Annotated in this window: 20 protein-coding genes; all 20 read left to right on the forward strand. The window is 57.9% G+C overall.

Features of this window, described 5'->3' with window-relative positions:
• Positions 1-31: 31 nt before the first annotated feature.
• A complete protein-coding gene (locus tag AC07V8_RS21105) occupies positions 32-445 on the forward strand; it encodes a phage tail tube protein (RefSeq protein ID WP_494679980.1) in 414 nt (137 codons plus the stop codon).
• The gene (locus tag AC07V8_RS21110) at positions 445-873 is read left to right on the forward strand and encodes a hypothetical protein (RefSeq protein ID WP_494679979.1); all 429 of its coding nucleotides are present in this window, start codon (positions 445-447) and stop codon (positions 871-873) included. Before AC07V8_RS21105 ends, AC07V8_RS21110 begins: the two co-directional genes overlap by 1 nt.
• Positions 870-1,157 (forward strand): phage tail assembly protein T, encoded by a 288-nt coding sequence (locus tag AC07V8_RS21115; protein WP_494680077.1) that lies wholly within the window; start codon positions 870-872, stop codon positions 1,155-1,157. The genes AC07V8_RS21110 and AC07V8_RS21115 overlap by 4 nt, the downstream gene beginning before the upstream one ends.
• Positions 1,154-4,645 carry a phage tail tape measure protein gene (locus tag AC07V8_RS21120; protein ID WP_494679978.1) on the forward strand — a complete coding sequence of 1,164 codons (3,492 nt, stop codon included), beginning with the start codon at positions 1,154-1,156 and terminating at the stop codon, positions 4,643-4,645. Before AC07V8_RS21115 ends, AC07V8_RS21120 begins: the two co-directional genes overlap by 4 nt.
• Entirely contained in the window at positions 4,645-4,983 is a 339-nt protein-coding gene (locus AC07V8_RS21125) for a phage tail protein (protein ID WP_494679977.1), read from the forward strand. Before AC07V8_RS21120 ends, AC07V8_RS21125 begins: the two co-directional genes overlap by 1 nt.
• Complete coding sequence (locus tag AC07V8_RS21130) at positions 4,980-5,705, forward strand: phage minor tail protein L (protein WP_494679976.1); 726 nt, start codon at positions 4,980-4,982, stop codon at positions 5,703-5,705. Before AC07V8_RS21125 ends, AC07V8_RS21130 begins: the two co-directional genes overlap by 4 nt.
• A 20-nt stretch (positions 5,706-5,725) precedes the next feature.
• Positions 5,726-6,454 (forward strand): C40 family peptidase, encoded by a 729-nt coding sequence (locus AC07V8_RS21135; protein ID WP_494721492.1) that lies wholly within the window; start codon positions 5,726-5,728, stop codon positions 6,452-6,454.
• Positions 6,455-6,531: 77 nt separating this feature from the next.
• The gene (locus AC07V8_RS21140; protein ID WP_494679974.1) at positions 6,532-7,098 is read left to right on the forward strand and encodes a tail assembly protein; all 567 of its coding nucleotides are present in this window, start codon (positions 6,532-6,534) and stop codon (positions 7,096-7,098) included.
• Positions 7,095-10,415 (forward strand): TipJ family phage tail tip protein, encoded by a 3,321-nt coding sequence (locus AC07V8_RS21145; RefSeq protein WP_494679973.1) that lies wholly within the window; start codon positions 7,095-7,097, stop codon positions 10,413-10,415. Before AC07V8_RS21140 ends, AC07V8_RS21145 begins: the two co-directional genes overlap by 4 nt.
• On the forward strand, positions 10,415-10,696 hold the full coding sequence (locus AC07V8_RS21150) for a hypothetical protein (RefSeq protein WP_494679972.1): 282 nt from the start codon (positions 10,415-10,417) through the stop codon (positions 10,694-10,696). The genes AC07V8_RS21145 and AC07V8_RS21150 overlap by 1 nt, the downstream gene beginning before the upstream one ends.
• Positions 10,696-11,349 (forward strand): hypothetical protein, encoded by a 654-nt coding sequence (locus AC07V8_RS21155; RefSeq protein ID WP_494679971.1) that lies wholly within the window; start codon positions 10,696-10,698, stop codon positions 11,347-11,349. The genes AC07V8_RS21150 and AC07V8_RS21155 overlap by 1 nt, the downstream gene beginning before the upstream one ends.
• Positions 11,350-11,429: 80 nt before the next feature.
• A complete protein-coding gene (locus tag AC07V8_RS21160) occupies positions 11,430-12,794 on the forward strand; it encodes a hypothetical protein (protein ID WP_494679970.1) in 1,365 nt (454 codons plus the stop codon).
• A 93-nt stretch (positions 12,795-12,887) separates the two neighbouring features.
• Entirely contained in the window at positions 12,888-13,211 is a 324-nt protein-coding gene (locus AC07V8_RS21165) for a holin (RefSeq protein ID WP_494679969.1), read from the forward strand.
• Positions 13,195-13,476 (forward strand): hypothetical protein, encoded by a 282-nt coding sequence (locus tag AC07V8_RS21170; protein WP_494679968.1) that lies wholly within the window; start codon positions 13,195-13,197, stop codon positions 13,474-13,476. The genes AC07V8_RS21165 and AC07V8_RS21170 overlap by 17 nt, the downstream gene beginning before the upstream one ends.
• A complete protein-coding gene (locus AC07V8_RS21175) occupies positions 13,473-14,129 on the forward strand; it encodes a glycoside hydrolase family 19 protein (protein WP_494679967.1) in 657 nt (218 codons plus the stop codon). The genes AC07V8_RS21170 and AC07V8_RS21175 overlap by 4 nt, the downstream gene beginning before the upstream one ends.
• Positions 14,126-14,674, forward strand: a complete 549-nt coding sequence (locus AC07V8_RS21180; protein ID WP_494679966.1) for a hypothetical protein — start codon at positions 14,126-14,128, stop codon at positions 14,672-14,674. The genes AC07V8_RS21175 and AC07V8_RS21180 overlap by 4 nt, the downstream gene beginning before the upstream one ends.
• A 347-nt stretch (positions 14,675-15,021) precedes the next feature.
• Positions 15,022-17,190 (forward strand): type I secretion system permease/ATPase, encoded by a 2,169-nt coding sequence (locus AC07V8_RS21185; protein WP_494679965.1) that lies wholly within the window; start codon positions 15,022-15,024, stop codon positions 17,188-17,190.
• Complete coding sequence (locus AC07V8_RS21190) at positions 17,180-18,586, forward strand: HlyD family type I secretion periplasmic adaptor subunit (protein WP_494679964.1); 1,407 nt, start codon at positions 17,180-17,182, stop codon at positions 18,584-18,586. Before AC07V8_RS21185 ends, AC07V8_RS21190 begins: the two co-directional genes overlap by 11 nt.
• Positions 18,587-18,589: 3 nt before the next feature.
• Positions 18,590-19,390, forward strand: coding sequence for a helix-turn-helix transcriptional regulator (locus tag AC07V8_RS21195; protein ID WP_494679963.1), 801 nt, complete (start codon positions 18,590-18,592; stop codon positions 19,388-19,390).
• Positions 19,391-19,669: 279 nt separating this feature from the next.
• Positions 19,670-20,089: a hypothetical protein gene (locus AC07V8_RS21200; protein WP_494679962.1), complete on the forward strand. Its 420-nt coding sequence runs from the start codon at positions 19,670-19,672 to the stop codon at positions 20,087-20,089.
• Positions 20,090-20,204 lie beyond the last annotated feature (115 nt).

Raw genomic sequence — 20,204 nt, forward strand, 5'->3', positions numbered from 1 at the left:
CCTGCGGGTGGCTTTTTCTTTGGAGAACAGCATGACTTCGGTTGCAATATCCGCACAAGGTAGTAAGCTGGAAATCGGCGCCGCCGGCGCCGATCCCATCTTCACGCAAATCAAGGGCTTCAAGTCCTATACCGGCTTTGATGGTTCTGCGTCCGAGATCGACACCACCGATCTGAACAGCACGGCCAAGGAATACCTGCTCGGCCTGCAGGACAATGGCAATTTCAATTTCGAACTGCACATCAATCACGCCGATCCGGGCCAGCTGGCGCTCACCGCCGCCAGGAAGACCGGCGCGCTGACGCCGTTCAAGCTGACCTTGCCGGATGGCTCGATCGCCACCTGGAAGGGGCTTGTCAAATCCGTGCCGCTGCAGGGCGCCGTCGACGGCATCCAGTCCGGCAGCGTGACCACCCGCATCAGCGGCGACGTGGATTGGAAATAATGATGACCATGATCCTCAATCGCGATGCCATCCTGGGCGCCCAGGACATACCCACTGAAGATATTCCAGTACCGGAGTGGGGCGGGTCGGTCCGAATTGGCCTGATGTCGGGCGCTGCACGCGACCAGTTCCTGTCCGGCCGCGAAAAAAACACTTCCCTCAGCTGCTTTCAGGCGTCCATCCTGGCCGCCACCATCATCGATCCCGACGGCAAACGCCTCTTTACCGAAGCAGACATCGAGGCACTACAGCAGAAGAGCGGTCAGGTGTTGGGCCGGCTGGCCGATGCAGCTTTCCGGATTAATGCCGTTGGGCCGGCTGCGGATGAGGCTGCCACAAAAAACTCCAAGACCGACCAGAGCGACGCGTCTGGTTCCGGCTCGCCAGAGACCTCGGTAAAAGCGTCCGGCAAGTCCAGTGTGAAATAGATTCGGCGGAATTTGCTGAATGGAAGGCGTATTACGCAACAACGCCGGACCGGGAGCGTGACGACGATTGGCGGCACGCGGAGCTCATGAGCCTGCTGGCCAATATCAACCGCAACAGCAAGATGCGGCCGGAGCCATTTTCCACGACAGATTTTATTGCGTGGTGGGAGACGTCGCCGGCCGGCGCCGCGGCGAATGCGCCGGTCGACCTGGGCGATGCGAAGGCCCAATCCGACCTCATCAAGGCCATGATGTTCGGTAAAACGAAAGGAAATAGTGCATGAGCGATGACGTACTCGGTAAAGCCACCATCATGATGGTGGCCGATCAGAGCGGTTTTAATGCCGACATCGTCAAATCCGCGCAGACGGTTGCTCAATTCGCTGACACGGCTGTTGATGCGGCGAGTAAATCGTCGGTGGCGCTGACCTCGATCGGCGATGCGTCGACCCAATCTGCCAACACGATGAGCGCGTCGCAGAAGCGTTTTGTCGAGTCGCTGCAGCGGCAGGTTGTCGCGATGGAGGGCGGCAAGCTGGCGGCGCTGTCGCTGAAAGCCGAGCAGATGGGGTTGGCCGGCGCTGCCGCGCCGCTGATCGACCGCATGCGGCAGGTGGAGGCGACGCAGCGCGCCGCTGCCGCGGCAAACGATGCCGTGTCAGGCAGTTTTACGGGGGCATCAGCTGCTGCGACCTCCTTTGCTGAATCGGAAGATCAGGCGACCGCGCGTATCCGCGCCATGGTGGCCGCCTCGGTGGCGCAGGCGGAGGCGCTGAACAAGCAAACCGCCGCGGCACGGGAGGCGGCCACCGCTGCCAGAGAGATGAGCATGACCAGCGGCGCTGGATCCACTAGCGGCGCCAAGGTCGACTACTCGGCGCAGCAGCGTGGCATGCAGGCGACCGCCGACCAGATTGCCGAGGTCAACCGTGCGCTGGCATCGATCGGCCGCGGTGCCAGCTCCATGAAAGAGGTGCAAACGCAAACCGACAAGCTGTTCGGCTTGTGGCAGAGCGGCCGGATCTCGGCCGAACAGTATGATCTTGCGGTAAAACGTCTGGACGCCTCGGAGGCGGGGTTGGCCAAGTCGACGGCCGATGCGGCTGCCAAGGCGGATGCGTTTGTTGCCAAGCTGAAGGATCAGGCGGCCACGGCCGGCATGACGACCAAGCAGCTGATGGAGTACCGCGCCGCCCAGCTGGGGGTGACGGTGCAGGCGGCGCCATTCATCGAGAAGATTGGCGCCGGCGAGAAGGCGCTGCACAGTTTTAGCCTGGAGAGTGGCGGCGCCCGCCGTGAGCTGGGCGTGGTGGCGCGCGAGCTGGCGCGGGGCGACTTCGGCGCAGCCGCCCGATCCATGTCGATCCTGTCCGAGCAGACGGGCCTGACCGCCATGATGATGTCGCCGCTGGGGTTGGCGGTGGGTGCCGTGGCGGGTGTGTTCGCCGTGCTGGGTTACGAAGCGTATGCCAGCCATCAGCGCCTGGAGGAAGTGAATAAATCGATTGCGGCGTCCGGCAGTTTTTCGGGGCTCACCGCGGATCAGATCTCCGGCATGGCCACGCAGCTGGCTGGCAGCTCACGCTTCATCGGCCAGGCCAATGAAGCCTTGGTCGGCCTGGTCAATACGGGGCGCATCGGCGGCGACCAGCTGGGTAGCTTTGGCCAGGTGGCGCTGGAGATGGCCAAGGATACAGGCAGGAGCATTGCGGATGTCACGGCCGATCTTGGGGCGCTGGCGGACGATGCGGTGGCGTGGGCTGAGAAATACCAGAAGCAGCATCATTTCATGAGCGCCGCTCAATACCAGCTGGCTGTCCAGTACGCGGACACCGGGGACAAGGCCGGTGCCGCCAAGGTCGTGATCGATGCCTTGCACGATTCGCATCAACGCATGACGTCAGATGCCGGCAAGGACATCGGGCTAGTGATGACGATCTGGCAGGGCTGGAAGAATGTCATTATCCAGGTCGATCAGTTGCTCGGGCGCGCCACTGGCCCAAGCACCTACGCCAGCCAGATGGAGTCGGCACAAAAACGGTACCTGGGCAGCACGACGCGCCTGGAAAATCTCAAGGCGACCAAGGGCGGCGCTAATCAACAGCTCATTGAGCAGGTGCAAGCCGCTGTCGACGCCGATCAGAAAGAGCTCAGCCGCATCAACGACTTGATTCTGAAGGAGCATGCGAAGACCAAGGAAAGCCAGGCGCTGGGCAAGAGCGGCGATCAGGCGATGGCGCTGCGCAGCTACTTGAACGACACGAAATATGCGGACAAGGACAATCGCAAGCGTATCGACAAGGAAAAAGAGAAAAAGGATTTTAAGGACGCCACCGCCGGCCTGGTGGAGGGTTCGAAGGAATACGAAACCGCCTACGCACGCCATCAGGCTAACCTGAAAAAGATCGATGAGCAGTACCAGGACAAGAAGGCGGCCAGGCCGAAGGCGTATCACGATGATGCCGGCACCAAATTGCTCCAGTCCTTGCGCGAGCAGGAAGCGACGCTGCAGGCGCAGCTGGGCGGTGAAAATAAACTAACCGAGGCGCAGCGCGAGCGTGTGAAATTCGAGCAGCAGATCGCCGATCTGAAAGAAAAGAAGATCTTAACAGCCGATCAGAAGAGCTTGCTGAACGACGAAGCGGCCATCCGCGCACAGCTGGACAAGAACGTCGCGGTTGCCGAGGAAGTGCGCCTCAAGCAGGAAAGGCAAAAACTCAGCGAGCGATCGGCGCAAATTGGCGAATCGATCACCTCGCAGCGCGACGGCCAGCGGGAGCAATACGGCCGCGCGCTGGGTGCCTTCGGCATGGGCCGCGCCGAGCAGGAACGGGTTGCCGCCTACAACCAGATCCAGAAGGAATACCAGCGCTATCAGGAGCAACTGACCAAGGCGACGCCGAAGGATCTGCTCGGCTCGCAACAGTTTCAGGATGCGCAGGGTGCGATTCAAGCCGGCCTGGCCGGTTCGCTGAAGGACTACGAAGCCTATTACGACGAACTGCAGGCCAAGCAGGGCGACTGGCGCAACGGCGCCATGCAGTCCTTCTACGACTATCAGGATGCGGCCAGGAATGTCGCAGCGCAGGCCGGGTCGGCATTTACCAATGCGGCCAAGGGTATGGAAGATGCGCTGGTGAAATTTGCGACGACCGGAAAGTTGTCGTTTTCTGATCTGGCCAAGTCGGTGATCGCCGACATCGCCAGGATGCAGGCCAAGGCGGCGATCTCCGGCCTGTTCAATTTCGCCATGAGTGCTGTTGGGAGTTATTTGGGCGGCGGAGGCAGTTCGTTTGGTGCCGTCGACGGCGCGCAGGCGGCATCCGGTGGCGGCTTCAGCCTGAGTCCTCAGTTTAAGGCCGGTGGAGGATTCATCAGCGGCCCCGGCAGCGGTACGTCTGACAGCATCGCTGCTTGGTTGTCGAATGGCGAGTTCGTCAACACTGCTGAGTCGACCAAGAAGAACCGCGGTCTGCTGGAATGGCTGAACAATGGCGGCGACGGCTCCAAGCTGGGGCGTTTCGCCGCCGGCGGCCTGGTCGGTTCCAGTCCCGCAGGCGTGGGCATGCCAAGTCCTGCTACTGGTGGCGGCATGAACATCGTTACGCACGTGACCGTCAGCGACGCCGGCACCAAGACGGAGACGACCGGTGATAACAACGGGGTTGGCAAGCAGCTCGGCGCCATGATCACGCAGGTGGTCAAGGAGGTGATCGTCAAGGAATCGCGCGACGGCGGCTTGCTGTCGAAACAACGGATGGGATATGCCTGATGGCCATTGAAACATTTAGCTGGGTGCCGAAGATCGAATCGAGCGGCGTCGTGAAGTTTCGCGTGTTGAAAGCGCAGTTTGGCGACGGCTATGCGCAGACGGCGCCGGATGGCATCAACAACCGCTCCGGATCCTGGCCATTGAGCTTTATCGGTACGGCTGCCAAGGTCGGCGCCATTGCCGCATTTCTGGACCGGCACGCCGGCAGCCGCTCGTTCTACTGGACGCCGCCACTTGGCAGGCAGGCGCGGTTTAAGGCCGGCGAATACCAGCCGACGGACCACGGTGGCGGGATTTTTACAATTGCAGTGACTTTTGAGGAGTCTTTCAGCCCATGATTACAGCCGACATCCAATCCCTTGAACCTGGCGCCCGGGTGGAGCTATTCGAGCTCGATGCCACAGAAATTGGTGGTGACGTGCTGCGGTTTCACGGTTATCAGCAAACCGGTCCCATCTGGTGGCAGGGCAATGAATACACCCCCTGGGCGATTCAGGCAACCGAGTTTGAGATCACCAGCGATGGCCAGCAGCCGTCGCCGACGCTCGCCGTCGGTAATATCGGCATCGACGCCAATGGCGAGCCGGTTGCCGGCGTGATCTCCTCGATGTGCATCTATCTTGCCGACCTGGCCGGCGCGAAGGTGACCAGACGCACAACCCTCGGTCAATACCTTGATGCCCGCAATTTCGAGGGGGGCAATCCCAGCGCGGATCCGGCGGAGGAGTTCCCGTCCGACCTGTATTACATCGAGCAAAAGAAGAGCGAGACCAGTGAAACGGTTACGTTTTCCTTGCGCAACGCGCTTGATCTGAATGGCGAAATGTTGCCCGGTAAGCAGATTATCGCCGGCCTGTGCTGGTGGGTGCGCAACAACGGTTATCGGGGCGCCTATTGCAACTATACCGGTGCGGCGATGTTTGACAAGGATGGCAATCCGACCGACGACCCCGCCAAAGATGACTGCGGCGGTCTGACCTCCGACTGCAAGAAGCGCTTTGGCGAATTCGAGGTCATCAACTGGGGCTCGTATGCTGCAGCCGGGCTGGTGCGATCATGAATAGGGGGACTGAACGCGCTATGCGGGCGCATGCGGTTCGCGAGTATCCGCGTGAGTGCTGCGGCCTGGTCATCAGGGTTGGGCGGATGACTAGGTATGTTCCGTGTACCAACATCGCCAGGAACGATCAGGATTTCAGGCTGGCCAAGGAGGATTACGTGGCGGCCGCCGACGTGGGCGAGATCCTGGCGGTGGTGCATAGCCATCCAGACCGACCGCCGCTGCCGTCGCCGGCCGATCTGGACGCCTGCGAAGAAGGGGGCATACCGTGGCACATCGTCCATGTAAGCAAGGACGATGCCGGCGCCGTGGTCGCCGGCGAGATCCACACTTTCGCGCCGTCCGGCTATGAAGCGCCCTTGCTGGGCCTGCCGTTCGTGCACGGTGTCCATGACTGCTACGCGCTGATCCGGCGCTGGTACCAGCAGGAACGCGGCATTGTCCTGCCTGACTTCGAGCGGCGGGACGGCTGGTGGGATGACGGCGTCCAGAACCTATATCTGGACAACTACGCGAAGGCCGGGTTCGAGGTCGTGCCGGACGGCGTCGCTAATCTTCAAGTTGGCGACGTCATCCTGATGCAGATCCGTTCCAAAAATCACCCGAATCACGCCGGCGTTTATATCGACGGCGGCTGGCAATGGATGATGCACCACGAGTACGGTCAGCTTTCCTGCAAGGTCGTCTATGGCGGTCATTGGCTGCAGGTGACGCGCGCCGTGCTGCGGTATCGCGGCGAGATGATTTAGCACGCAATCCGGAATCAGTCCGCGCAAGCGGTTTTGTCTATAGCTAGCCACGCGCTGGCATTTTTTTTGGCTATGCAATGGGAAAAGTACGCACTATCCGGCTCTACGGAAAACTCGGTGCTCAGTTCGGTCGCGTCCATCGTTATGCAGTCAGCAGCACCGGCGACGCCATCCGCGCGCTGTGCGCGATGCTTCCTGGCTTCGAGCGGGAGCTGATGAGTAGCGCTGATCGTGGCATTGCCTATGCGTGCTTCATCGGCACGCGCAACATTGGCCTTGATCGGCTTAATGATCCGGCTGGCGCTGATGACATCCGTATCGCCCCCATTCTCCAGGGATCCAAACGCGGCGGCATTCTCCAGACGATTGTCGGGGCGGTGCTGGTCGTGGTCGGGACGTATTTCGCGCAGGGGTGGGCGGTCCAGCTCGGCGCCAGCATGATGCTCGGCGGCGTGATGCAAATGCTGTCGCCCCAGCAAACGGGACTCGGCTCAAAGGACAACATCAACAACGGGGCATCGTACAACATGAATGGCGCGGTCAACACGCAGGCGCAGGGGAATCCGGAGCCGCTGCTGTATGGCGAGGCGATCGTCGGCTCCGTGGTGGTCTCAGGGGGTATTTACGCAGAGGATCAACAATGACAACAATGGTACTGGAGCGGCGCGATATTATCGGCTCCGGAGGCGGTAAATCGGGCGGCGGTGGCAGCGCGCCAAGGGAAACGCCAGACAGCTTGCATAGCATTTCCAAGGCCAAGACCCTGGATCTGATCTCGACAGGGGAAATTGTCGGGCTGGTCAACGGCTTGCAATCGGTGTTCCTCGGCGGCACGCCGGTGCAAAATCCGGACGGTTCATTCAATTTCAGTAATGTGACGGTCGATTTCAGGCCAGGGACGCAGACGCAGGAGCCGATTGCCGGCTTTCCTTCGGTCGAGAACGAAGTTGGCATCGGCGTTGAACTGAAGTCGGAAACGCCCTGGGCCAGGTCGATCACCAATACCCAGTTGTCGGCGGTGCGAGTGCGCCTGTCGGTACAGGGGCTGAGCAAGACGGACACCAGCAACGGCAACATCAACGGCTATCGTGTCGAGTATGCGATCGAGCTGTCGACCGACAACGGCAGCTATGTGCAGGTGCTGCAGACGGCTTTTAATGGTAAAACAACCCAAACCTGTGAGCGCAGCCATCGGGTCGATCTGCCCAAGGCCAGTATTGGCTGGACGGTGCGTGTGCGGCGGATCACGCCGAACGCCAACAGCGCGACGGTCGCGGACCGGACGAATGTCGTGTCGGTGACGGAAATCATCGATGCCAAGTTCCGCTATCCGATGGCGGCACTGGTCGGCATTCAGATCGATGCGTCGCAGTTTCAGAATATTCCGGTGCGCTCGTTTCACATGCGGGGGAGGATTGTCCGGGTGCCAACGAATTACGATGCCGCAGCGCGGACCTATACCGGGATCTGGGACGGCACGTTCAAGGTGGCCTATACCAACAATCCGACGTGGATCCTGTACGACCTGATTTTGCATGACATCTATGGTCTCGGTCGGCGCATTACGGCTGCCCAGGTCGACCGGTACGAACTGTACCGGATCGCCCAATATTGCGACGTGCTGGTGTCCGACGGCAAGGGCGGGATGGAGCCGCGCTATACCTGCAACGTGTACCTGCAGCAGCGCGTGGCGGCCTATAAGCTGGTGCAGGATATTGCCGGTATCTTTCACGGTGTGGCCTACTGGGCCGGCGGCCGCATTGTCATCAGCGCGGATATGCCGGACGATCCGGTCTATACCTATACCGCGGCCAATGTCATCGATGGAAAATTCTCGCGCGCCGGTAGTCCGAAGACGCAGCGTTACACCGTCGCGCTGGTGAGCTGGAACGACAATACTGACGGCGGCCGGCAAAAGGTCGAGCCGGTGGTTGATCGCGATGGCTTGCGGCGCTATGGCATCCAGCAAATTGAGCTGGCGCCGATCGGCTGCACGTCGCAGGCGCAGGCACATCGGCACGGGTTGTGGGCGCTGCTGACCTCCAATACGGAAACCGATGTATTGACTTTTTCGACTGGACTCGAGTATCTGCGCGCCGCGCCCGGCAAAATCATCCGCATTGTGGACCCGGTGCGGATGGGGCGCCGTAATGGTGGGCGCATCCGTTCGGCGACGAACCGCTCGGTAACCGTCGATAAGGCGCCGGTGATTGCCATCGGCGACAAGATCACCTGCATGCTGCCGACGGCGGTGCCGGAAACCAGGATCGTGCAATCGGTGGTCGGCAATGTTGTGACGGTGACGCAGAGCTGGAGCATGGCGCCGGTGGCGGAATCAGTCTGGTCCGTCGACAACATTGATCTGGTGGCGCAGAAATTCCGCGTGCTGAGCGTCAAGGACAAGGGTGATCTGACCTACGAGATCACCGCGATACAGCATGAATCCGGCAAATATGACTATATTGACAACGGCACGCGGATAGAGGCGCCACCGATCACGGTGATCCCGCCTTCCGTTCAGCCGCCGCCGGCAAACGTCACCATTGGCAGCTTTCAGGTCATGCATCAGGGGATCGCATCGACGATGCTGTCGATTTCCTGGGAGGCGGCGCGCGCGGCGATTGCCTACCAGGCGGAATGGAAGAAGGACGATGGTAACTGGATCTCCTTGCCGCGCACTGGCCAGCTGACGGTCGAGGTGCCGGGGATCTACGCTGGCCGGTACAACGCGCGGGTGCGGGCGATCAATCCCATGGAAGTGCGATCCACGCCGGCCTATGCGCCAGAGACGCAGTTGACGGGTAAAACCACGCCGCCGCCGACGGTGACGTCACTGATCGCCACATCGCTGGTATTCGGCATTGGGCTGAGTTGGGGCTTTCCCGCTCAGGGAGCATCGGACACGCAGCGTACAGAGATCTGGTACAGCCGCACGCCGAATCGTGCCGATGCCATCAAGCTGTCGGATTACGCCTATCCGCAAAATGCGACCACGATGATGGGGCTGGCGGCCGGCACGTCATTCTATTTTTGGGCGAAACTGGTGGATCGCTCAGGCAATGAAGGCGAGTTCTATCCGGCTCGGGTGGGCGTCAACGGGCAATCGAGCAGTGATCCGACTGAATACGAAAAATATTTCCTTGGTCAGATCCATGAGAGTGCGCTGGGCCAGGCGCTGCAGAGCAAGATCGAGATGATCGGCGACCTACGCGACGAGCTCAATCAATATCCCGATGGCGCCGATGTCTGGAAAGCCATTGTGCAGCAGCAGAATGCGGCCGAAAATTTGGACGCCATTGCCGCGACACAAATCATCGCATCGATTGGCGCGGACAAAGCAACGTCAATCGTGCGGACCGTGCTGGGGGCGAAGGTTGCCGCCAACGAGGCGAAGATCGAATCGGTCTCGACGGCGACCGCGGACGCGCTGGGGGCCATGGCGTCGCAGGTGACAACCGTGCAGGCCACAGCCGGGCAGGCGCAGGCTGCCGCCCAGCAAGCCCTGAGCGCCACAACGTCGACCGATGGCAAACTGGCGGCGATGTACACCGTCAAGATGCAGGTGCATGCCCCGACCGGCGCCACCTATGCCGCCAGCTTCGGTCTTGGTATCGACAACAGCAGCGGCGCCTTTCAATCTCAGTTCGTGGTGGCGGCTGATCGGTTCGCGGTGTTGGATGTGAATGGCACGGTCAAGATGGCGCCCTTTGTCGTACAGGGTGGGCAGGTCTTTATGAACCAGGCGTTGATCGGTACCGGGTGGATTACGAATGCGATGATCGGTAACACGATCCAGTCCACTGCGGTGAACAGTTATACCGGACAGCCTGTGTGGATCCTGGACAAAAACGGAACCTTTCAAATGAACGGGACTGGGCAGGCGCGCCTGGTGATCAATTCCTCGCAGGTGCTGGTGTATGACGGGAATGGCACGCTGCGCGTGAGATTGGGCCTCTGGTAATGGCACAAGGACTCCAAATATGGGATGCCGCCGGCAACCTGACTCTGCAGGTGAGCGACCGACTTGCGCGGATCCTCGGGATCGTTCAAACCGGTGCTGTCGATGGCAGTATTGCGCATGCCGGCTTTCTGACCGGGACACCGTTCTTCATTCAACGGGCAACGCAAACGGGTGGTGCTATGCCGGCCAAGATCAGTATCGACGGGGCCACCCTGAGTTGGTCATATTCCAGCGGCGTACCAGTGCGGCTCAACACGATGATTATTTACGGGGTGTTTTAATGGCGGCAGGTCTGCAAGTGTTTGGCGATGCTGGCGTGGTTCAAATCGATCAGGACTATTTTAACTACGTATTTAAACAATCCGGGTCGCTGTCGTTTCCGGATGCGGTGACCGGCAGAACCGTGTCGATCACGGTGAACGGCAACTTTCCGATCGTGGTCATCAAGAGTCCGAGTTTGGGTATCGCCATCTGGAAAGTGAGTCAGTCCGGAAGTGCGTTTACGTTTGAGTTTGTCCAGGACGGCGCAAGTCCGCCAGGTACGCCGTTTCAATGGTACTTGTTCGATAAAGGGCCGCCGGCGCCGGGAAACTTTGGGTTGCAGGTATTTGGGCCGGATGGTTCATTGTCGTTTGACTCCAGCACCGCGAATCTGAAGATTGCGCATTTGTTGCCTGGCGTCGCATCAAGCGGCAATTCCAACAATGGGTTCTTCTATGCGAATGTGCCGTCGGGGAACTGGGGTTTTGTGATGACAAATCCGAGAATGCGCTATATGGGCAGCCCTAGCGGGGCCGGCTTCGCCCAGGTCGAGAGCTGTAGAGTCACAAGTGATGCTGTATACATTCACGAGGTAAGCATCGGCGTGGCCAGTCAGAACATGACCCAATCCGTCGGCGGAGATCTGTTGTTAGTTGACCTGACCGGGCTTTGAAGCTTTCACACAATCAGTAAATCGTTTCCCCACTTCCATGGCCACTTTCGAGTGGCCTTTTTTTCGTCTATAGGATTTATATGAGCTGGTACAAAACAGGAAAAATTGCCGTCATCAATGGCAAAAAGGAGATCACCGGCAGCGGGACGGATTTCGTCACCAACGTCAAACAGGGCTTCGCATTCTTGGGCCCGGATCTCCAGCTGTACGAGGTAGATGCCGTGGTCAGTGCGACGTCAGCAACGCTTGCGACCGCCTATCGTGGCGCAACGGCAGCCGCGGCGGACTATGGCATTTTCCAGACGCAAGGCATCATTGCGGATCTGTCGGCGCAGGTGGCTGCATTAATCAATACCTACGGCGGGATTGCGCTGCAGTTCCCTGATGTTGTGGCTGCTGTCACGGCGGCACAAGCGCGCGCTGATGTCGGTGTGAAGAATGCAGCCGCCGCACAAGTTGCGGCGAATGCAGCCGTACCCAAAGCAAACGGATCTGCCAGCAACCTGACTTTGTCGGGTGTCCTTCAATCGACAGATACGGCATATGCTGCGACTCAATACACTTACCGGCTAGCTTTTGGCAACACCTGGGGGCCGGAAATTCAGGCGCGATGGGATGGCGCAACGGTCAACCGATGGATGCAATGGGGTTATCGCAACAATTCGCAGGCCTATACAACCATCATGATGATGGACACCAATAATCCAGGAATCATCATTTCGCCCAACGCGACCCGCGTGAGGGGCGACAGTATGTTTGAAGTACACAACACACTCGCCGTAGTGCCGGCAACGCAGTCGGGGATTGGTGGCGCCAACCAGTCGGCGGCATGCCTGTATGTCGGTGGCAGCGGCGGGCGGTCCATTAATGCAGCGATGTCCATCAACGCGTCCGGCTTGGATTACGCCGAGTACATGACGAAAGCTGACGATTTTTTCCTGGAAAAGGGCGATGTGACCGGCGTCAGCGCTACAGGGCAGTTGACCAACAAGTTTGCCGACGCCGTCACTTTTTTGGTGAAGTCGACTGACCCGGCATACGTTGGCGGGGATACCTGGGGGCATGCGGATATAGTTGGCGCGCCGCCGTTACCGATCTTCCGAATGGGGGGAGCCGAGGCGACAGTCGACACGCCAGCCATAGAAGCGGAGACCGATATGGAGTGGGGCGCGCGGCAGGCTCAGTACGACAAGGCGATGGCGGCTTATCAGGAGCGCTTCGAAGGTGTTCGGAAGCACGTGGATCGGGTCGCTTTCTGCGGTCAGGTTCCGGTCAATGTCCATGATGCCAAGCCTGGCGATTACATCATTCCTGTCGCCGATGGTGAGGGTATCAAAGGGATCCCTGTCCGTTATCCGAATATCGATCAGTACATGATCGCCGTCGGAAAAGTCATTGCCATTGAGAGTGATGGCCGAGCCCGGATTATCGTCAAAACCGTGTAGTTCAATTGCTGCAAGCACACATCGCCACCTCCGGGTGGTTTTTTTTTAAGGAAAGACATGCCAGAACCAACTAGCTTTGCCGCGGGAGCGTGGGTGGCGGTGACCAAGTACCTGTTGCCGCTATTGCCCGGCGCCGTGGGATCTGCCGTTGCGCTGAAATTTTTAGGCGATGGCCTCAATTGGTGGCAGAAGCTTTCGAGCTTTACGGCCGGCCTAGCCTGCGCCATCTATATTGCGCCAATTCTGATCGAGTGGTTTGCGATCACGGGCAGCCGGACGCACTCCGGCATCGAATTTCTGGTCGGCCTATTTGCACTTGCCACGGCGCGCGAAGTGTTCAAGGAAATCAACGAGGCCGACATCATCGGCGCGCTCAAGCGCCGTTACCTGGGAGCGAACAATGATCCAGCTAATTAACACTGCGGCCAATCTGGTGCTGGTGGCCTTTTGTCTCTGGGCGGTACTGAACAAGCGGCTGGAAACGCGCGTATTCGGGACTTTCGCATTGTCGCTGGTGGCGATCACTTCGTTTGTGAACATTATGCGGCCGGACGCCTTTGGCTTCTGGGCGGAGCAATCCGAGGTGATGTCGAACGTCGCCGTAGCCATTCTGGCGGCGTGGTTCTGGTTCAAATGGCGCAAGTGCAACTGCGACAAGGGTGAAGGGGAGGGGCGGCTATGAAATTATCCGCATCTCAGCTGGCAGCATGCCTGCAAATTCCCTTGGAGCGGGCCGCCGCATGGATCGACCCGCTCAATGCGGCCATGGTCGAGTTCGGCATTGACTCGCCGGCGCGCCAGGCGATGTTTCTTCCGCAGATCGGCCACGAGTCCGCGCGGCTGACGCAGCTTGTGGAAAACCTGAACTATCGGGCTGATCGTATCCGCACCATCGGCAACGCCTCGCCGGCCGGATCGCGCTGGCGATCGCTGGTCCCGCGCGCGGATGAGCTAGCTGGCAGTCCTGAGCGCCTTGGTAATGCTGTATATGGCGGGCGGCTGGGGAATGGGGTGGAGGCCACTGGCGACGGATACCTGTTCCGCGGACGCGGGCTGATTCAAATCACAGGCCGAACCAACTACATGGCGCTGATGATGGCGCTTGGCATTGATTGCGTAACGCATCCGGAGCTGGTCGCGCAGCCATCTGGTGCCTGTCGGTCCGCTGGCTGGTTCTGGCAAACCAATGGCCTGAACAGATGGGCGGATGCTGGCGACTTCGATGGTGTTTGCGATCTGGTCAACCTCGGGCGCAAGACGGCGGCGGTCGGCGATGCGAATGGCTACGCGGGTCGTCTTGCGCTGCGCGAGTGCGCGCGAAGGGTGCTGCTATGACGCTGATACTTGCTGCAGCGTGGAAGGCATTACGCGCGCTCCCTGCGTGGCTGTGGGGTTTCTTGTTGGCCGTTGCTGTAGCGGCATCGCTGATCTTTGTGGGAGACCAGCACGGCGCACGCCGTGTACGCGCCGAATGGGTGGTGGAGACGGAGCGGCGAAGCGAAGCTGACCGGGAGGCCGCGCGCGCCAACAGGGCGATTGCCGTGAAAACGGAGGTCGTTTATCGGGATCGCATCCAAAAGATCTACGTCAAGGGAGATGAAATTGAAAAACAAGTGCCGATCTACATTACGGAAGTTGACAGCAGCCGTTTCGCTGTCAATGCTGGTTTCGTGCGCCTCTACGATGCCGCCTGGTCAGGGGAGTCTGCCGGACCTGCCGCCGAGTCTGACCGCGAACCCGCCGGAGTTTCGCTTGCTCAGGTCGCTGAAACAGATGCCTTCAACGCCACGGCTTGCCGTGCCTGGAGAGAGATAGCGCTGGGACAGCGCCAGTTTTATGACGAACTGCGCAGCGCTCACAATAAAGATGGTGCTCCGTGAATATTTGAGCGCAATTCTTCGGGGCATATTTTGGCGCAGCTTATCGGTGGCAATGAGCAACCTCTTCAAACACTGTCTCTTCGGGGGCGAGGGCAGAGAGGTTAAATTGAATCAGCGTCAGCTTGGCAGAACATGCTGTATTTGTATGGTGTTTGCGAGTGTGATAATTTTGTTTTTGCCAGTTTTGTGACATAGCTCAACTGGAATTGTTGCGCGGACGCAACTGGCATTAATGTAGTTCCTTTATAAAGTGTAACTTTTTGAAACAATAGGCGTAATGACAATTTTTAACATTGAAATATTGACTAGAATCACTTTCTCGTGGGCGTGCATAGAAGGCAATAAAAATGGTGGAGCGTATCTTGTCCGGCGAAGGCGAAGGGCGGCTGCCGGGCGGTGCGCAGGACAGCGGTATTGCGTCGCTGACGGTGGTAGCGCAGCTATCGGGCGTAGCGGCGAGTGCAGAACGGCTCAAGCACCTGTCCGGCAGCTCGGATCGCGTCGATGCGATCACCTTGGTACGTTTGGCGCGCCAGATTGCGCTCAAGGCCAGACTAGTCAATAGTCAGCCTCATCGGCTTGCCCAGACGCCGTTACCGGCCATCGCTGAGCTCAAGGACGGCAGTTTTATCGTTCTCGCTAAATGCGCCAACGGCGTGTTGTTGCACGATGAGGTCAAGCAACGTACTTTCCAACTCCCTCTGGCCGAATTCGAGCAGCTGTGGTCCGGCCGGCTGATTCTGATCACGTCGCGCGCCATCCTATCGCAAGGCGGCGGCAAGTTCGATGTGTCCTGGTTTATCCCATCGATCGTCAAATATCGAAAGCAATTGTTGGAAGTGCTGGCCGGCTCCTTCTTTCTGCAATTGTTCGGTCTGGTTTCTCCCTTGTTCATGCAAGTGGTGATCGACAAGGTGTTGGTGCATAAATCGATGTCGACGTTGGATGTACTGGTGTTCGGCCTGGTCACGATTTCTGTGTTCGAAGCACTATTGGGTGGCCTGCGCACCTATGTCTTCAGCCACACCACCAACCGGATGGATGTTGAGCTGGGTAGCCGCCTGTTCAATCATCTGCTGAATCTGCCACTGGCCTATTTCCAGGCCCGACGCGTCGGTGACAGCGTGGCGCGTGTCCGCGAGCTGGAAAACATCCGCAATTTTCTGACCGGTAACGCCTTGACGGTCGTCATGGATTTGCTGTTCACGCTGGTGTTCTTCGCGGTGATGCTGTCCTACTCGGGCATCTTGACGCTGGTGGTGTTCATCTCCTTGCCTTGCTATATCGCCTTGTCGGTGCTGGTGACGCCGGCATTGAAATCCCGCCTCAACGAAAAATTCCGCCGTTCCGCGGAAAATCAGTCCTTCCTGGTGGAGTCGGTGACCGGTGTCGAAACGATCAAATCGATGGCGGTTGAGCCCCTGATGCAGCGCCGCTGGGAAACGCAGCTGGCCGGCTACGTGTCGATCGCCTTCAAAGCCTCCAATCTCTCGAATGCCGCCAATCAGGTGGCTTCCCTCATCAGCAAGCTGACCACGGCCGCATTGCTATGGTACGGCGCCAAGCTGGCCATTGACGGCAGCCTGTCGGTCGGCGAGCTGATCGCCTTCAATATGTTGGCCGGCCGTGTCAGCGCGCCGGTGCTGCGTCTGGCGCAACTCTGGCAGGATTTCCAGCAGGTGCGGTTGTCGATGGATCGCTTGGGCGACATCCTCGACAACAAGGCCGAGTCGAACACGTCCGGCGGGCAAACCTCGATGCCGACCGTCAAAGGCGAAGTCGTCTTCGATAAAGTGGTGTTCCGCTATCGCCACGATGGTCCGGAGATCCTGCGTGGCCTGTCGCTGACGGTGAAGCCGGGCAGCGTCACCGGCATTGTCGGTCCTTCCGGTTCCGGTAAAAGCACCTTGACTAAGCTGGTCCAACGCTTGTATTCCCCAGAGCGCGGGCGGGTGCTGATTGACGGCATGGACCTGGCAGTACTCGATCCGGCATCGCTGCGCCGGCAGATCGGGACCGTGCTGCAAGAGAACATGCTGTTCAAAGGGACGGTGCGTGACAATATTGCGTTCGCCTCGCCCGGTATGGCGTTCGATAAAGTGGTCGAGGCGGCGACGCTGGCCGGCGCCCATGAGTTCGTGCTGGAACTGCCACAGGGCTATGACACGGAGCTCGGCGAGCGCGGCACTGGCCTGTCTGGTGGTCAGCGTCAACGCATTGCGATCGCCCGGGCGCTGGCGACCGATCCCAAGATCCTGATCTTCGATGAAGCGACCTCGGCGCTGGATGCTGAATCCGAAGCCATCATCCAGGGCAATATGCGGCAGATTTGTGCTGGCCGCACCGTCTTTATCATTGCTCACCGGTTGTCAGCAGTGCGGATTGCCGAGCGCATCATCACCGTCGAAAAGGGCGAGATTGTCGAAGAAGGCACGCACGACGAATTGATTCAGCGGCGCGGCGGCCGCTATGCGTCCTTGTGGCAGCATCAGACGGGGTATCTCCATGTTGCTTGATACTTTGCGCCATTACTGGGAAATCGCCCGTGCGTCGCTTGCCGAAGAAAGGGCGCAGGGCGCACCGGCCAGGCGCCAGCGGGATGAAGTCGAATTCTTGCCGGCGGCGTTGGAGGTGCTGGAGACGCCCGCATCGCCGGTGGGGCGAGCGCTGATGTGGGCCTTGATGATCTTGTTCGCCATTGCCTTGATCTGGTCGATCATCGGCAAGGTCGACGTGGTCGCCGTGGCACAGGGTAAGATTGTTCCCAATGGGAACAGCAAGGTGATCCAGCCGCTTGAGGCCGGTATCGTCAAAGCGATCCTGGTGAGTAATGGCCAGCATGTGACTGCCGGTCAGTCATTGATCGAACTAGATCCGACCGACGCCACTGCCGATGTCGGCAAGTCGCGCACTGCACGGATTGACGCGATGCTGACGGCCAAACGTGCACAGGCGCTGCTGGATGCGCAACGCGATAACACGCCGCCACAACTTCCCTCGATACCCGATGCGACCCCCGAGCGGCAACACGACGTGCAACGATTGGCTGAAGGTGCCTTCATCGAATATCGCAGCAAGTTGACGTCGCTACGGGCCGAATTGCAAAAGCGTGAGCACGAGTTGCAAACCACCCTGCATAAAATTGACGGGGTGCAGCAGACGTTGCCGATTGCGCGAGCAGAGGAAGCCGACTATCAATCGCTGCTAGAACAAAATTATGTGCCGCGTCATGCCGCGTTGGAAAAGCGGCAGACACGCATTCAGGCGGACCAGGATCTGGCTACGCAACAAAGCTATGCCCGCGAACTCACCGATGGCATAGCCGAACAGCGACAGGATATTGAGACCGCAATTGCGCAGTTCCGGCGCGAGCAACTGGACGCTCTCAATCAGGCCCAACAGCAGTTGGCGCAAGTGCAAGGCGATGAGGCCAAATCTGAGCAACGGCAAACGCAAACGCATCTCACCGCGTCGGTTGCCGGCACGGTGCAGCAATTGGAGATTCACACGATAGGCGGCGTCGTCAAACCAGCGCAAGAGCTGCTGGTGCTGGTGCCGGATGATGCTGGCCTGGAAATTGAAGTGCAGATTCTGAATCAGGACATCGGCTTTGTACGACCTGGTCAGGAAGCGGCAATCAAGCTCGATGCTTTTCCCTATACCCATTACGGCACGTTGCCGGGTAAGGTGATCTCGATCTCGCGGGATGCAGTCAAGGACGACAAGCTGGGATTGATTTATCCGGCGCGCATCAAGCTCCTGAAAGCTACCATCATTGCTGACGGGAAGAATGAATCCCTTTCGCCAGGGATGGCGACGTCAGTGGAAATCAAGACCGAGCAACGACGGATTATTGAATATCTGCTGACACCATTGTTGAAGTATCGGAGTGAGGCGTTGAAGGAGCGTTAATCTATGGTGACCCAAGTATCTCTGCAAACTGAGGACGCTCATAAAAATAGAGACGTATTGTTTGATAACTTAATCCGCGCGGCTGCTTCTGTTCAAACGATCGACGACTTCAAGCATTGGACGCGTGAAGCAATTCGCCCTATTTTTCCTCACGAAACATTGGGTTGCGGATACGGTCGTATTCATGCCGGCGGAGTGGGAACCGATGGGATCATCGCGGTCGACTATCCCATTGAGCATTTGAAAGATATTTGTAATAAAGCTGGCGGTCTTGATACGCCAATTTTGCGCCGCTGGCTGATGACGCGCGAGCCTCAACTGTTTGACGGTGATCTGCCTTGGCCAGACATACCCCAACATTGGTTTGAGCAGTTTCAGCGACATGGAATGAAAAATGTTGCCGCACATGCGGTCTACGATACCGAGCGCTGCATCGGTACCTATCATAGTTTTCATCGTATTCCGGGCGTTTTAGGCGAAACGCATATCGCTATACTGAGGCAATTGGCCCCGATCATGCACGAAGTGCTGTGTCGCGTGATTGAGAATCTGAATAATGCGAATGCATTTGAAGCTCTTCTATCATTACTGTCCGTACGTGAACGAGAGGTTTTGCGGTGGGTTGCCCAAGGCAAAACAAATCGAGAAATAGCAAACGCGATTTTCTTAAGTGAAATGACAGTCAAACACCATCTGATGAGCATTTTCCAAAAGCTGGAAATGGAAAATCGGACACAACTGGTGCGTCGACTTTCCGAGCACGAAGCGAGTGTGCAATCTGGATATGGTGTCAAAATATTTTAAATATTCTGGCAAAAATTTTCCCCTTACTTACCGGTACGTGGTTCCGCAATCTTTTGAGATTATCGCTTGTACCATATCGATGGCGTGCAAAAAGGAACTAAAGTTCTATGTACCGCGGACTAAAGATGCGCTACTTTTGCGTATCTGTAGGAAATGTTGTAAGAGCGTATTTCATTCAATTTTGCGCATGAAATTTCTGAATCGCCAAAATTTTTTATGAAAATTTTTAGACTCTCTTGCTACAACACCTAAAATTTAACCTTGTGAAGGAAAAATGAAATGTCATTTGTCAATGAAAGAATCAGTGTCGAAGATAGTGCGAAAGTCCATTGGGAGCAATACCCGGAGTATCAGAATCAGTGGAAAATTCATCCCTCTTTGTGGACTATTGATCGTGATCGTGATGTGTTTTTTTGGCTTATTAAGGGGCGTATTCCCGAGTGGCCTAATCAAATTTTCGGGCTGTACTGGAAAGGAAGCGGGGAAATTCGTATCGAGGCGATAGAAACGCTAAAAGACACTCCAGGAACAGCAGGGAAATTATGTGATATCTCGTGGGAGATTGTAAAAATTAGCCTTCCAGAATTGTTCGAAGCGGAGCGAAATCTTATAAAAGATGTCATTAAAGAAGCCTTCGAGGTTTTTGCACGGCGACTTGGTGATGACGGTATTGGCAGTCTTTTAATTTCGATTCACTGATTTTTCGACGTGTTCTACATACTTGAGGTAACTTGGAATGGCTAATTATTCGTCTAGTGAAGCTATAAATATATTAAACAATTTATCTAATTATCCCCAATATCAGGGAGTCGCA

It is taken from the genome of Collimonas sp. GW821-FHT02H07, assembly GCF_059421505.1.

Excerpts from the sequence above, each read along its gene's own strand:
- AC07V8_RS21105 (WP_494679980.1), top strand. The coding sequence starts at position 32 with ATGACTTCGGTTGCAATATCCGCACAAGGTAGTAAGCTGGAAATCGGC.
- AC07V8_RS21110 (WP_494679979.1), top strand. The coding sequence starts at position 445 with ATGATGACCATGATCCTCAATCGCGATGCCATCCTGGGCGCCCAGGAC.
- AC07V8_RS21120 (WP_494679978.1), top strand. The coding sequence starts at position 1,154 with ATGAGCGATGACGTACTCGGTAAAGCCACCATCATGATGGTGGCCGAT.
- AC07V8_RS21125 (WP_494679977.1), top strand. The coding sequence starts at position 4,645 with ATGGCCATTGAAACATTTAGCTGGGTGCCGAAGATCGAATCGAGCGGC.
- AC07V8_RS21130 (WP_494679976.1), top strand. The coding sequence starts at position 4,980 with ATGATTACAGCCGACATCCAATCCCTTGAACCTGGCGCCCGGGTGGAG.
- AC07V8_RS21135 (WP_494721492.1), top strand. The coding sequence starts at position 5,726 with ATGCGGGCGCATGCGGTTCGCGAGTATCCGCGTGAGTGCTGCGGCCTG.
- AC07V8_RS21140 (WP_494679974.1), top strand. The coding sequence starts at position 6,532 with ATGGGAAAAGTACGCACTATCCGGCTCTACGGAAAACTCGGTGCTCAG.
- AC07V8_RS21145 (WP_494679973.1), top strand. The coding sequence starts at position 7,095 with ATGACAACAATGGTACTGGAGCGGCGCGATATTATCGGCTCCGGAGGC.
- AC07V8_RS21150 (WP_494679972.1), top strand. The coding sequence starts at position 10,415 with ATGGCACAAGGACTCCAAATATGGGATGCCGCCGGCAACCTGACTCTG.
- AC07V8_RS21155 (WP_494679971.1), top strand. The coding sequence starts at position 10,696 with ATGGCGGCAGGTCTGCAAGTGTTTGGCGATGCTGGCGTGGTTCAAATC.
- AC07V8_RS21160 (WP_494679970.1), top strand. The coding sequence starts at position 11,430 with ATGAGCTGGTACAAAACAGGAAAAATTGCCGTCATCAATGGCAAAAAG.
- AC07V8_RS21170 (WP_494679968.1), top strand. The coding sequence starts at position 13,195 with ATGATCCAGCTAATTAACACTGCGGCCAATCTGGTGCTGGTGGCCTTT.
- AC07V8_RS21175 (WP_494679967.1), top strand. The coding sequence starts at position 13,473 with ATGAAATTATCCGCATCTCAGCTGGCAGCATGCCTGCAAATTCCCTTG.
- AC07V8_RS21180 (WP_494679966.1), top strand. The coding sequence starts at position 14,126 with ATGACGCTGATACTTGCTGCAGCGTGGAAGGCATTACGCGCGCTCCCT.
- AC07V8_RS21185 (WP_494679965.1), top strand. The coding sequence starts at position 15,022 with ATGGTGGAGCGTATCTTGTCCGGCGAAGGCGAAGGGCGGCTGCCGGGC.
- AC07V8_RS21190 (WP_494679964.1), top strand. The coding sequence starts at position 17,180 with ATGTTGCTTGATACTTTGCGCCATTACTGGGAAATCGCCCGTGCGTCG.
- AC07V8_RS21195 (WP_494679963.1), top strand. The coding sequence starts at position 18,590 with ATGGTGACCCAAGTATCTCTGCAAACTGAGGACGCTCATAAAAATAGA.
- AC07V8_RS21200 (WP_494679962.1), top strand. The coding sequence starts at position 19,670 with ATGTCATTTGTCAATGAAAGAATCAGTGTCGAAGATAGTGCGAAAGTC.